This is a genomic window from Streptomyces sp. NPDC000878 (genome assembly GCF_053599695.1).
On the sequence record NZ_JBSFMT010000134.1, the window covers coordinates 1 to 12847 of the forward strand.

A 12847-nucleotide genomic window follows, 5' to 3' on the forward strand; every position below is an offset into this window, starting at 1 on the left:
GCACTTCAGCACCGGCCCGGGCATTCCAGCCCGTCCGGCGTTTGAGGACGAGCGCGTTCTAGCGCGACAAGGGGGGTCTGGGGGCGCAGCCCCCAGGGATGGGACGGGTAGGGGCGGCGGGGGCGAGAGATGTCAGTGGGCGCCGATAGTCTCGGCGTATGGGACTCAATACGTCCGCTGACGCTCCGCTGCCTGTCGGGGAGGTGTCGCGGCTCATCGGGGGGTGGATCGACCGGCTCGGGGCCGTGTGGGTCGAGGGGCAGATCACCCAGCTGTCGCGCCGGCCCGGCGCCGGTGTCGTGTTTCTGACGTTGCGTGATCCCTCGTACGACATCTCCGTCGCCGTCACCTGCTATCGGCAGGTCTTCGACTCCGTCGCCGATGTGGTCAGTGAAGGCGCCCGCGTCATCGTGCTCGCCAAGCCCGAGTGGTACGCGCCTCGGGGGCAGCTGTCGCTGCGGGCCACCGAGATACGGCCCGTGGGGGTCGGGGAACTGCTCGCCCGGCTGGAGCAGTTGAAGAAGGCCCTGGGCAACGAGGGGCTGTTCGCCGCCGAGCGGAAGAAGGCGCTGCCCTTTCTGCCCCAGCTCATAGGGCTCGTGTGCGGGCGGGCCTCCGCCGCCGAGCGGGATGTCCTGGAGAACGCCCGGCGCCGCTGGCCCGCCGTCCGGTTCGAGGTGCGCAACGTCCCCGTACAGGGCGTGCACGCCGTACCGCAGGTCGTCCAGGCCGTGAAGGAGCTGGACGACCTTGACGAGGTCGATGTGATTGTTGTCGCGCGGGGCGGGGGGAGCGTCGAGGATCTGCTGCCCTTCTCCGACGAGCAGCTCGTCCGGGCGGTCGCCGCCTGTCGTACGCCCGTCGTCTCCGCCATCGGCCACGAGCCCGACCATCCGCTGCTCGACTATGTCGCGGACCTACGGGCCTCCACCCCTACCGACGCCGCCAAGAAGGTCGTACCGGATGTGGGCGAGGAGTACGAGCGGGTGCGGCTGCTGCTCGACCGGGCCCGGCGGTCCGTGCACGCCTTCGTCGACCGGGAGGAACGCGGGCTCGCGCACGCCCTCGCGCGGCCCGTCATAGAGGATCCGCACCGGATGATCGACGAGCGGGCCGATCAGGTCTCCTCCCTCGTCGAACGTTCGCGGCGTACTCTCCGCCATCTCCTCGACCGCGCCGACTCCGAGCTGTCCCACACCCACGCGCGCGTGGTGGGCCTCTCCCCCGCCGCGACCCTGCGGCGCGGGTACGCGGTGCTGCAGCAGGCCGACGGGCACGTGGTCCGGGACCCGGGTGACGTCGCGGCCGGTGAGGTGCTGCGGGCTCGGGTCGCCGAGGGTGAGTTCACTGTCCGAGCCGATGTTGTCGATGTTTAGGGTGGGCGCATGACCAGCAGCAACGTGAGTGAGGCGCTCGGCTACGAGCAGGCGCGGGACGAGCTGATCGACGTCGTACGGCGACTGGAGACGGGCGGTACGACGCTGGAGGAGTCCCTCGCCCTCTGGGAGCGCGGCGAGGAGCTGGCCAAGGTGTGCCGGCAGTGGCTGGAGGGCGCGCGCAAGCGGCTCGACGCGGCCTTGGCCGATGAAGGGGCCGACGCGGAGGAAGAGTCCGACGGTGAGGGCCAGGAAGGCCGGTCCGGCTCCGGGGGCGAGTGACCCCTCCGGCGCGCCCGCCCCGTCTCGCCTGCGTACGTGCGCCTACGTCGTCTTCAGGGCCTGGGCCATCTTCGTCAGGCGGTCGAACGGCGCCGTGCCCGTCACCACCGTCGTGGAGCCCTTCTCGCGCAGCACCAGCGCGTCGTACTTGTCGCCCTCGTACCGCGTCCAGGTCACGTCCCCTATGCGCTGGGTGACCTTCGTCTCCTGTGCGCTCTGGGTCTTCTCGTCGATGAAGACGGACGGCTTCTGAGCGGACTGCTCCACCGCCACGTATTCACCTTCGGAGTCATGGAAGCCGAGGTGCCACGCGTCGAAGTTCTCGCCCGAGAAGCGCACCGAGGTCGCCTTCCAGTCGGCCGACAGGCCCTGGGGCGCGGCCACCGGGTAGCTCGCGGCGCGGCGAGCGGTCAGCAACTCGACGCGGTAGTCGACCCGTTTGAGGTCGGGAGCGGAGTCGTCGTGCGGGATGAAGAGGTAGATCACTCCCGCCGCGAGACTGATGAGGCCCAGGGAAAGAATCATGTCCCGGACCGTCTTCTGCTTACCGGCCTTGCCGTTCGAACCTGCCACGCCGCCTATCGTCGCAGGTGCACCTGCCCGCTCATCCGTGGGGCCCCCTGCTCATTTTGTCTGCCTAACGATAGAGTCGGGGCCAACACCCTCATCCGGCCGTCGTCGTATCAGAAAGGTGCGTCTCGATGACCGAGCATCATCATCTGCCGTCCGAACTCGAAGTCCCCTCCGAAGCTCCTGACCGCAACCTGGCCCTGGAACTCGTCCGGGTGACCGAGGCCGCCGCGATGGCCGCGGGCCGCTGGGTCGGCCGCGGTGACAAGAACGGCGCCGATGGTGCCGCCGTGCGCGCCATGCGGACCCTCGTCTCGACCGTCTCGATGAACGGCGTCGTCGTCATCGGTGAGGGCGAGAAGGACGAGGCGCCCATGCTCTTCAACGGGGAGCGCGTCGGCGACGGAACCGGGCCCGAGTGCGACATCGCCGTCGACCCGATCGACGGTACGACCCTCACCGCCAAGGGCATGACGAACGCCATCGCGGTCCTCGCGGCGGCCGACCGCGGCTCGATGTTCGACCCGTCCGCCGTCTTCTACATGGACAAGCTGGTCACCGGCCCGGACGCCGCCGACTTCGTCGACATCAACGCGCCCGTCTCCGTGAACATCCGCCGGGTCGCCAAGGCCAAGCGGGTCACGCCGGAGGACGTCACGGTCGTCATCCTCGACCGGCCGCGCCACGAGGGCATCATCAAGGAGATCCGGGAGACCGGCGCGCGGATGAAGCTGATCTCCGACGGTGATGTCGCCGGGTCGATCCTCGCGCTGCGTGAGGGCACGGGCGTCGATCTGCTGCTCGGTATCGGTGGCACGCCCGAGGGCATCATCTCGGCCTGTGCCGTGAAGTGCCTCGGGGGCACCATCCAGGGCAAGTTGTGGCCCAAGGACGAGGATGAGCGGCAGCGGGCGGTGGACGCGGGGCACGATCTCGATCGGGTTCTGCTGACCGACGACCTGGTGTCCGGGGAGAACGTCTTCTTCGTCGCGACCGGGATCACCGACGGGGAGTTGCTGCGCGGGGTTCGTTATCGGTCGGAGACGGCTACGACGGAGTCGATCGTGATGCGGTCGAAGTCGGGGACGGTTCGGCAGATTTCGTCCGAGCACAGGCTCAGCAAGCTGAGGGCTTACAGCGCGATTGACTTCGACCGGGCCAAGTAGTTCCGTCGGTTGGTTGAGGAACTTTGGGTCGTGGGTCGCTGCGGGCCGTGGGGGCTGGTCGCGCCCGCGCGGCGGTAGCCGCAAATCAGATACAGCCCCGCGCCCCTAAAAGCAGCCCGGCTAGCGCCTGTCGACGCGCTCGCGCCTGATCCTCGTACCGGAAAAGGATCATGCGGGAGAAGGGGCGCCCTCTGTGCGGAGAGGCGCCCCTTTCCTATGCCCAGCTCTGGTCAGCCGGCCGCGGCTATCGTGCCGCGGGCGGTCTTCTTGAGTTCCATTTCGCGGCGGCGGCGCCTGGCCAGGACCACTCGGCGTTCCGCGGCGGTGAGGCCGCCCCAGACTCCGTACGGCTCGGGTTGCAGCAGGGCGTGTTCGCGGCACTCGACCATGACGGGACAGCCTCCGCAGACCCGCTTGGCCGCCTCCTCCCGGGAGAGCCTGGCCGCGGTCGGTTCCTTGGAGGGGGCGAAGAAGAGACCCGCCTCGTCGCGCCGGCACACCGCCTCGGTGTGCCACGGGGCGTCCTGGTCCCTCTCTCGCACTGGCATCCGCTGGGGCGGAACGGCAGCGACCTGCAAGGACGAATGCGGCGGTTGCAGCACGGTCTACTCCTGACGACGGCTTCGCGAGCTGGAGGGAGCCGTGGGGCCCACGTGGACCGGGGCGACGGGTCCGGAGCGTCCGGGGCGTGCGATCGCAAGGCGCGCGCGTGCCGGGCGTACCGGGTTCCGCGTGAAGCCCACGGCACCCTCCAAGAGACGATGCAGCAAGCCCTACCCGCTGTGCGCGCGCCTATGCACTGAGTTCCCAACCGCTGAGGTTCCAGGGCATTGTCGAGGCGTCGCGACCTGACCGAATCTCTTCGGGTGCGACCGAATTCACAACCGTCAACGATCCAGGTGCTTGCGCAAATTCCGGTCGACCTTGCGGGAGACGCGGTCGAGGATGTCCTCGATCATCTTGCCCCGCTTGGGCTTCGCCTCGACATTTCCGAGTATGGCCAGTCCGTCCACATAGACCACGGGTGCGTCGGGTTCGCCCGAATCCAGTGTGCTCACCTCGAAGTTGCCCAGCACACCGCCGCCGCTGCCGCGCAACGAGACGTTCTCCGGGACGCGGATCTCGACGTTGCCGAAGACCGAGATCACCTTGATCACGACCTGCTGGTACTCGAATATCGCCTCGCTGAGGTCGATCTCGACACTGCCGAAGACCGCGTACGCGTGCATACGGCGGCCCGCGCGCCAGCGGCCCTTGCGGACGGCGCTGCTGAAGACCGCCACCACGTTCTCGTCGGGGTCCATCGGGATCGCGCCCGGGGTGGGGCGGTTGGGCGCGGGGGTGTACCCGCGAGTCGCGTGGGGGCGGTAGGACTGGTGGCCGGCGGGCAGGTCCCGCACGAAGACCTCCAGTTCGCCGACCGTCTTGGCGCTCAGCACGCCCTCGACGCGCTCGGCGTGCTCGTCGGGTGTGAGGCGGCCCTCGGCCAGGGCCTCGCGCAGGAGGTCCGCGACGCGGTCACGGTCGGCGTCCGAGGCGCGGAGTTCCGAGGCCCCGGCTTCGGGGGCGCGCGCTTCGGTGACTCGCGGTTCGGTGTGCTTCTGAAGGTCCACGAAAGCAGCGTACCCAAACGCGATAGATCGCGACTAGGGGTGTGGACGGGCGGGACGTACGAACTGTGCGGGCCGCCTCGTCCGAGCCGGGCCCCTCTCAACTGAGTCTTACCTAACAAGCTCGCCGTTCCCGGCAAGTCATACGCTGGTGGGCGCCCGCCAATGAAGGCAGGCCGCTGTCTTCGTCGAGTGAGGAATGGGCGAGATGCCTGAGTTCGCGTACACCGATCTGCTCCCCATGGGAGAGGACACCACCCCGTACCGGCTGGTGACCTCCGAGGGTGTCTCCACCTTCGAGGCCGACGGGCGCACGTTCCTCAAGGTCGAGCCGGAGGCACTGCGCAAGCTCGCCACCGAGGCCATCCACGACATCCAGCACTATCTGCGCCCCGCGCACCTGGCTCAGCTGCGCCGCATCATCGACGACCCCGAGGCGTCGAACAACGACAAGTTCGTCGCGCTGGACCTGCTGAAGAACGCGAACATCGCGGCGGCGGGTGTCCTGCCGATGTGCCAGGACACCGGTACGGCGATCGTCATGGGCAAACGCGGGCAGAACGTCCTCACCGAGGGCGGCGACGAGTCGGCGCTCAGCCGTGGCATCTACGACGCCTACCTGAACCTCAATCTGCGCTACTCGCAGATGGCTCCGCTCACCATGTGGGAGGAGAAGAACACCGGGTCCAACCTGCCCGCCCAGATCGAGCTGTACGCCACCGACGGGGGCGCGTACAAGTTCCTGTTCATGGCCAAGGGCGGCGGCTCGGCCAACAAGTCGTTCCTCTACCAGGAGACGAAGGCGGTCCTCAACGAGGGCTCGATGATGAAGTTCCTGGAGGAGAAGATCCGATCGCTGGGTACGGCGGCCTGTCCGCCGTACCACCTGGCGATCGTTGTCGGGGGCACGAGCGCCGAGTACGCGCTCAAGACCGCCAAGTACGCCTCCGCGCACTACCTCGACGAGATCCCGGCCGAGGGGTCGCCGCTCGGGCACGGCTTCCGGGACAAGGAGCTGGAGGAGAAGGTCTTCGAGCTGACGCAGAGGATCGGTATCGGCGCGCAGTTCGGCGGCAAGTACTTCTGCCATGACGTACGGGTGGTGCGGCTGCCCCGGCACGGCGCCTCGTGCCCCGTCGCGATCGCGGTCTCCTGCTCGGCCGACCGTCAGGCGCTGGCGAAGATCACACCCGAGGGCGTGTTCCTGGAGCAGTTGGAGACGGACCCGGCACGGTTCCTGCCGGAGACGACGGACGAGCACCTCGACGAGTCCGCCCACGTCGTCCGCATCGACCTCAACCAGCCCATGGACGACATCCTCGCCGAGCTGACCAAGTACCCGGTGAAGACGCGGCTGTCGCTGTCGGGGCCGCTGGTCGTCGCCCGTGACATCGCGCACGCCAAGATCAAGGAGCGGCTGGACGCGGGTGAGGAGATGCCGCAGTACCTGAAGGACCACCCGGTGTACTACGCGGGGCCCGCGAAGACGCCCGAGGGGTACGCGTCCGGGTCGTTCGGGCCGACCACCGCCGGGCGTATGGACTCGTACGTGGAGCAGTTCCAGGCGGCGGGCGGGTCCAAGGTGATGCTGGCGAAGGGGAACCGGTCGGCGCAGGTCACCAACGCGTGTGACGCCCACGGTGGCTTCTACCTCGGCTCGATCGGGGGGCCGGCCGCTCGTCTCGCCCAGGACTGCATCAAGAAGGTCGAGGTCGTCGAGTACGAGGAGCTCGGCATGGAGGCGGTGTGGAAGATCGAGGTCGAGGACTTCCCGGCGTTCATCGTGGTCGACGACAAGGGCAACGACTTCTTCAAGGACCCGGCGCCGGCGCCTACGTTCACTTCGATTCCGGTGCGGGGGCCGGGGTTGGTGTAGTGGGTTCGGGGCGCGGTGCGGGGGCTGCGGCTGGTGTAGTGGTTCGGGCGCGGTGTAGTGGTTCGGGCGCGGCGGGGGTGCGCGTAGGGCTGTTTCGCCCCCGCCGCCCCTACCCGTCCCATCCCCAGGGGCTCCGCCCCTTCGACCCCGCCAGGGGGCGCAGCCCCCTGAACCCCCGGCGGGGACTGCGTCCCCTGCACCCCGCTCGGGGCTGCACCCCATTCGGGGCTGCACCCCGGAATCCGGCTTGGCCGTCCCCCTGACTCCCGCCCTGGACTACGCCCCTGAACCTCGCCTGGGCCTCGCCATTGATTCCCACCCGGGGCTGCGCTCAGGAGCCCTGCCGGGGCTGCGCTCCTGAGCCCTGCCGGGGCTGCGCTCCTGAGCCCTGCCGGGGCTGCGCTCCTGAGCCCTGCCGGGGCCGCGTACCGGACTCCCCCGGGGCCTGCGTCCCTGAACCCTGCCAGGGCTGCACCTCTGACGCCCCCAGGGCCTGAGTCCCCGAACCCAACCCGGGCCACGCGCCTGGGCCACCCGGAGCCGCACCCCTCCAATCCTGCCGGGGCTGGCGCCCCTGAACCCCACCCTGGGCCGCACCTCTGAACCTGCATCGGCCTGAACGGCCTCGTCCTCAGACGCCGGACGGGCTGGAGTCCACGGGGCCCAGGGCCTGTGCTGGAGTAACGGCGGGGCGGGAAGAGGCCCAGGGTGGAAGGGCCCCGTTCTCGAACGCCGGACGGGCTGAGATACCTGACCCCGCACTGGACACATGCGGCAAACGGGTGGGTGGGTGGGAAACACGGCCTGGGCTGCATCCGCCTCGCCCCTCGAACTCCGGGCAGGATGGACGTGCCCAGGCCTGGGCTGAAGCAGCGGCGGGGGCGGGTGGGTGGGAAGAAGCGCCTGGCGTACACCGACCTGGGTTCGAGGAGCCGCAAGGGCAGGTGAGTGTGAAGGAACGCCTGGTGGAATCGGGGCCCCAGGGCCCAAGAAGCCGCGGGCCAAGTGATCCCCCTCGGGGAATACGTCCCCCCAGCCCCACGCTGTCCCTCCCGGAGGTACGACGATGACAACGACAGACCACGGCGCCGACAACCAGCGGTACCGCACCGAGCACGACTCCATGGGCGAGGTCCGCGTCCCCGCCCACGCCAAGTGGCGGGCCCAGACCCAGCGTGCCGTCGAGAACTTCCCCGTCTCCGGGCAGCGCATCGAGCGGGCCCACATCGAGGCGCTCGCCCGGATCAAGGGCGCCGCCGCGAAGGTCAACGCCGAGCTCGGTGTGGTCGACAAGGACATCGCCGGGGCGATCCAGGAGGCCGCCGAGGAGGTCGCCGCCGGGGACTGGGACGCGCACTTTCCCGTCGACGTGTTCCAGACCGGGTCTGGCACCTCGTCCAACATGAACGCCAACGAGGTCATCGCCACCCTTGCGAGTGAGCGGCTCGGTAAAGACGTACACCCCAATGATCATGTCAACGCGTCGCAGTCCTCCAACGACGTGTTTCCGTCCTCCATCCACATCGCCGCCACCGCCGCCGTCACCCGCGATCTGATCCCCGCCCTCGACCACCTCGCCGACTCCCTCAGCCGCAAGTCCGAGGAGTTCGCCGACGTCGTGAAGTCGGGGCGTACACATCTCATGGACGCCACGCCCGTGACGCTCGGACAGGAGTTCGGGGGGTACGCCGCTCAGGTGCGGTACGGCGTCGAGCGGCTGCGGGCCTCCCTGCCCCGGCTCGCCGAGCTGCCCCTCGGCGGCACCGCCGTCGGCACCGGGATCAACACGCCTCCCGGGTTCTCCGCCGCCGTCATCGAGGAGGTGGCCCGCGCCACCTCACTGCCTCTCACCGAGGCCCGCGATCACTTCGAGGCCCAGGGGGCGCGGGACGGGATCGTCGAGACCTCCGGGCAGCTCAAGACCATTGCCGTCGGGCTGACGAAGATCGCCAACGATCTTCGGTGGATGGCCTCCGGGCCGCGCACCGGGCTCGCCGAGATCTCCCTCCCCGATCTTCAGCCTGGGTCGTCCATCATGCCCGGCAAGGTCAATCCCGTGATCCCCGAGGCCGTGCTCATGGTCGCCGCGCAGGTCATCGGCAACGACGTCACCGTCACCACCGCCGGTGCCGCCGGGAACTTCGAGCTGAATGTCATGCTGCCGGTCATTGGGAAGAATGTGCTGGAGTCCGTTCGGCTGCTCGCCAACGCCTCGCGGCTGCTCGCCGATCGCACCGTCGACGGGATCGTCGCCCATCGGGAGCGGGCCCGGGAGTACGCCGAGTCCTCGCCCTCCGTGGTCACGCCGCTCAACAAGTACATCGGGTACGAGGAAGCGGCCAAGGTGGCCAAGAAGGCGCTCGCCGAGCAGAAGACGATTCGCCAAGTCGTCCTGGAATCGGGGTATGTGGAGCGTGGTGATCTCAGCGTCGAGCAGCTCGACACGGCGCTTGATGTCCTGCGGATGACGCGCCCGTAACGTCATTCGGCCACTGGCGAGAACCGTGACGCGCGCCGCAGCGTCGTATGCCCGGGGCACCTAATATCTCTTCATGACAGACGACGGAGCGGTGAGACGAGTGGAAGCGGGCGGATCGGCGGCGTACTGGTCCCCCGGCAGTCAGATTCTGTGGCGGTACCGTGAGAACTCCGGCGACCGCTTCCACATCGCGCGTCCCGTCACCGTCGTACGGGATGATTCCGAAGTGCTGGCCGTGTGGATGGCCCCGGGTACCGAGTGCGTCAAGCCCGTGCTCGCCGACGGGACCCCCGTGCATGTGGAGCCGCTGGAGTCGCGGTACACCAAGCCCCGGACCGTGCAGCGCGACCGCTGGTTCGGCACCGGTGTGCTGAAGCTCGCGCGGCCCGGTGAGCCGTGGTCGGTGTGGCTCTTCTGGGAGCCGGGCTGGCAGTTCAAGAACTGGTACGTGAACCTGGAGGAACCGCTGGTCCGTTGGGCCGGCGGGGTCGATTCCGAGGATCACTTCCTCGACATCACCGTGAATCCCGACCGGACTTGGGAGTGGCGTGACGAGGACGAGTTCGCGCAGGCCCAGCAGGCCGGCCTGATGGACCCCCAACTCGCCGAGCGGGTAAGGGAAGCGGGCCGTTCGGCGGTCGAGGTGATCCGTGCCTGGGGGGCGCCGTTCGCGGATGGCTGGCAGCACTGGCGACCGGATCCGTCCTGGGCTGTACCGTCACTGCCGGAGGACTGGGACCGTACGCCCGCGCACATGTCGTCATGAGACCCTTGATGCGCCCCCGGTGCGCAACCGTAGGATCGTCCTCCGCAAGGGCGCACAACCGTAACTCCCGGAACATGCGCTGGGCTTGACCATACGTCACCGAGGGGCGGCAGGACGTGAGCGAGGGGTACGAGGGCAACACCGGTCCGGGCCGACCAGGGCCCGCCGGTGTAACAGGAACAACCTCTGACCACGCCGGTTTTCCGTTCCTGGGGCACGTATACCGGGTATCGGGAAGTCGGCGGGACCAACTGCGTGTACAGCGCGCAGCCCCGGACGGATGGATTCGACACGCGTGACGGAGCAACCCACCTCGCACGAGCGCAGTCGGCCGGGCACCGGCCGGCCGGACATCCCCGCGGACACCCGCGGGGCGCTTCTGCGTTCCCCGGAGGCGGCGGCTCTGCCTCTGCCGAAGCAGACGACAGGGCAGGGCGGGGGCCCCGGTGGACCGGAGGCCGCCGTCGGCCCCGTGACAGGCTCCGAGAGCCCCGAGACCGTCGGCGGCGCCGGTACGGCCGGCACAACCGGTAGGACCGCGCACGACGCGGGAACAGAGGCGGGAACAGGCGCGATGGCATCCAGCTCGGGTACTGGTACCGGTACGTCCGGCTCCACCGGCCCCAACCCCACCGGTCCGCCGGCCACCCCCGGCCCCGAGCACTCGCAGCCCGACCAGCCGCCCTCCACCGGCCCTGACGCGCACCGCCCGCGTCCGGCGCCGGACAGCATCCCGGTCCAGCCGGGCGCCGAGACGACCCGCCCGGGCACGGAGAACCACACGGCCACCGACCCACCTCCCGAGACCCTCGACATCGACCCGACCACGGGCGCCCTCGTGGGCAAGGAGCGGCGCTCCGGCCAGGGCAGCCCCGCCGGTACGCCCCTGCCGATGCGGCGGGACGGCGACCGGCTGCGGTTCGTCGGCGCGGCCACCCGGCGGATCGCCCGGGGCATCGACCTCGACGAGATCGTGATGGGGCTGTGCCGGGCCACCGTGCCGACCTTCTCCGACACGATCCTCGTCTATCTGCGCGACCCACTGCCCGTCGGCGACGAGCGGCCCACAGGACCGCTGGTGCTGCGGCTGCGCCGTACGGACCGGCTGCCGCAGGAGCGGGACACCGAGAACGGCTTCCTGGCCACCTCCGCCGTCCCCCAGCAGCCCGCCGAGCTGTCCCCGGTCAGCGCCGAACTGTGCGAGGTGCGTCCCGGCGGCGCGCTCGCCGAGGTGCTGCGCGGCGTCCGGCCCGTCTTCGCGGACGCGCCCGCCGCCCGCGCCGCCCTGCCCGAACTGCTCGGCGAGGGCTGCGATCTGGACGTACCGGACGGCCAGCGCGCGATCCTCGCCCCGCTGCGCGGCCGGCGCCGGGTCATCGGGGCCGCGCTCTTCCTGCGCCGCCCGGAGCGCATCCCGTTCGAGACGGACGACCTCCTCGTCGCCGCCCAGCTCGCCACGCACAGCGCCCTCGGCATCGACAAGGCGGTGCTGTACGGCCGTGAGGCCTACATCGCCGACGAGTTGCAGCGCACGATGCTCCCGGAGACCCTGCCGCGCCCCACGGGCGTGCGGCTGGCGTCCCGGTACCTGCCCGCCGCCGAGACCGCCCGTGTCGGCGGCGACTGGTACGACGCGATCCCGCTGCCCGGCAGCCGGGTCGCCCTCGTCGTCGGCGACGTCATGGGGCACTCCATGACCAGCGCGGCCATCATGGGCCAGCTCCGGACCACCGCGCAGACCCTCGCCGGGCTCGACCTGCCCCCGCAGGAGGTCCTGCACCACCTCGACGAACAGGCCCAGCGCCTCGGCACCGACCGTATGGCGACCTGCCTGTACGCGGTGTACGACCCGGTATCGCACCGGATCACCATCGCCAACGCCGGCCATCCGCCGCCCGTCCTGCTGCACCTGGGCGGCCGGGCCGAGGTGCTGAAGGTGCCGTCCGGCGCGCCCATCGGGGTCGGCGGTGTCGACTTCGAGGCCGTGGAGCTGGACGCGCCCGCCGGAGCCACCCTCTTCCTCTACACCGACGGGCTCGTCGAGTCCCGGCTGCGGGACGTCTGGACCGGCATAGAGCAGCTCCGCGAGAAGCTCGCCGCGACCGCCCAGCTGACCGGCCCCGACCATCCGCCGCCCCTCGAAGCGCTCTGCGACGAGGTCCTCGACATGCTCGGCCCGGGCGACCGGGACGACGACATCGCGCTGCTCGCCGCCCGCTTCGACGGCATCGCGCCTAGCGACGTCGCGTACTGGTACCTGGACCCGGAGGACGCGGCGCCCGGCCGGGCCCGCCGGCTCGCCCGGCGCGCGCTGTCCCGCTGGGGCCTGGAGGACCTGACGGACTCGGTGGAGCTGCTCGTCAGCGAGGTCGTGACGAACGCCGTGCGCTACGCCTCCCGGCCGATCACCCTCCGGCTGCTGCGGACCGACGTACTGCGCTGCGAGGTCGGCGACGACGTGCCGCAGCTGCCGCGCCTGCGGCAGGCGCGGCTCACGGACGAGGGCGGGCGCGGCCTGTATCTCGTCAACCGGCTGGCCCGGCGCTGGGGCGCGACCCGGCTGAGCACCGGGAAGGTGGTCTGGTTCGAGCTGAACCGGACGTGAGTAGGCACGTGTAACGCGTGTAAAGGGCCGCCTGCAGCCCGGCAGGATGTTCCTCGTCGACACCGCCGAGCACCGCATCATCGAGGACGACGAGATCAAGGCCGGCCTCGCCGCCGA

The 12847-nt window shown here is 70.0% G+C and carries 10 protein-coding genes and 1 pseudogene; 8 read left to right on the forward strand and 3 right to left on the reverse strand.

What is annotated here, in order from left to right; all coding sequences use genetic code 11:
- The first annotated feature begins 158 nt into the window (after nucleotides 1–158).
- A complete protein-coding gene (gene xseA / locus ACWDR4_RS48620; protein ID WP_450418461.1) occupies nucleotides 159–1376 on the forward strand; it encodes an exodeoxyribonuclease VII large subunit in 1218 nt (405 codons plus the stop codon).
- Nucleotides 1377–1385: 9 nt separating this feature from the next.
- Nucleotides 1386–1658, forward strand: coding sequence for an exodeoxyribonuclease VII small subunit (locus ACWDR4_RS48625; protein ID WP_450418463.1), 273 nt, complete (start codon nucleotides 1386–1388; stop codon nucleotides 1656–1658).
- A gap of 42 nt (nucleotides 1659–1700) precedes the next feature.
- Here the strand turns inward: ACWDR4_RS48625 and ACWDR4_RS48630 are convergent, their stop codons facing one another.
- On the reverse strand, nucleotides 1701–2231 hold the full coding sequence (locus ACWDR4_RS48630; protein WP_450418464.1) for a DUF4245 domain-containing protein: 531 nt from the start codon (nucleotides 2229–2231) through the stop codon (nucleotides 1701–1703).
- 128 nt (nucleotides 2232–2359) lie between these two features.
- Between ACWDR4_RS48630 and glpX the strand changes: the two genes are divergently transcribed.
- On the forward strand, nucleotides 2360–3394 hold the full coding sequence (gene glpX, locus ACWDR4_RS48635) for a class II fructose-bisphosphatase (protein ID WP_369037902.1): 1035 nt from the start codon (nucleotides 2360–2362) through the stop codon (nucleotides 3392–3394).
- A 230-nt stretch (nucleotides 3395–3624) separates the two neighbouring features.
- On the opposite strand, the gene ACWDR4_RS48640 is transcribed toward glpX, so the two are convergent.
- Both ACWDR4_RS48640 and ACWDR4_RS48645 read right to left on the reverse strand, forming a co-directional pair.
- The gene (locus ACWDR4_RS48640; protein WP_450418466.1) at nucleotides 3625–3996 is read right to left on the reverse strand and encodes a WhiB family transcriptional regulator; all 372 of its coding nucleotides are present in this window, start codon (nucleotides 3994–3996) and stop codon (nucleotides 3625–3627) included.
- 285 nt (nucleotides 3997–4281) lie between these two features.
- Complete coding sequence (locus ACWDR4_RS48645; protein ID WP_450418467.1) at nucleotides 4282–5007, reverse strand: DUF1707 SHOCT-like domain-containing protein; 726 nt, start codon at nucleotides 5005–5007, stop codon at nucleotides 4282–4284.
- A 205-nt stretch (nucleotides 5008–5212) separates the two neighbouring features.
- On the opposite strand from ACWDR4_RS48645, the gene ACWDR4_RS48650 reads away from it, so the two are divergent.
- The 5 genes and pseudogenes from ACWDR4_RS48650 to ACWDR4_RS48670 all read left to right on the forward strand — a co-directional run.
- Entirely contained in the window at nucleotides 5213–6880 is a 1668-nt protein-coding gene (locus ACWDR4_RS48650) for a fumarate hydratase (RefSeq protein ID WP_450418469.1), read from the forward strand.
- Between the two features lie 1066 nt (nucleotides 6881–7946).
- The gene (locus tag ACWDR4_RS48655) at nucleotides 7947–9359 is read left to right on the forward strand and encodes a class II fumarate hydratase (protein ID WP_450418470.1); all 1413 of its coding nucleotides are present in this window, start codon (nucleotides 7947–7949) and stop codon (nucleotides 9357–9359) included.
- 73 nt (nucleotides 9360–9432) lie between these two features.
- A complete protein-coding gene (gene fomD / locus ACWDR4_RS48660) occupies nucleotides 9433–10125 on the forward strand; it encodes a cytidylyl-2-hydroxypropylphosphonate hydrolase (protein WP_450418472.1) in 693 nt (230 codons plus the stop codon).
- A 574-nt stretch (nucleotides 10126–10699) separates the two neighbouring features.
- Complete coding sequence (locus ACWDR4_RS48665; protein WP_450418474.1) at nucleotides 10700–12730, forward strand: SpoIIE family protein phosphatase; 2031 nt, start codon at nucleotides 10700–10702, stop codon at nucleotides 12728–12730.
- Nucleotides 12731–12734: 4 nt separating this feature from the next.
- Nucleotides 12735–12847, forward strand: a pseudogene (locus ACWDR4_RS48670) (hypothetical protein); the annotation flags it as partial.

Coding starts and splice junctions, on each gene's coding strand:
- ACWDR4_RS48625 (WP_450418463.1), top strand. CDS start 1,386: ATGACCAGCAGCAACGTGAGTGAGGCGCTCGGCTACGAGCAGGCGCGG.
- fomD (WP_450418472.1), top strand. CDS start 9,433: ATGACAGACGACGGAGCGGTGAGACGAGTGGAAGCGGGCGGATCGGCG.
- ACWDR4_RS48665 (WP_450418474.1), top strand. CDS start 10,700: ATGGCATCCAGCTCGGGTACTGGTACCGGTACGTCCGGCTCCACCGGC.
- ACWDR4_RS48650 (WP_450418469.1), top strand. CDS start 5,213: ATGCCTGAGTTCGCGTACACCGATCTGCTCCCCATGGGAGAGGACACC.
- glpX (WP_369037902.1), top strand. CDS start 2,360: ATGACCGAGCATCATCATCTGCCGTCCGAACTCGAAGTCCCCTCCGAA.
- ACWDR4_RS48655 (WP_450418470.1), top strand. CDS start 7,947: ATGACAACGACAGACCACGGCGCCGACAACCAGCGGTACCGCACCGAG.
- xseA (WP_450418461.1), top strand. CDS start 159: ATGGGACTCAATACGTCCGCTGACGCTCCGCTGCCTGTCGGGGAGGTG.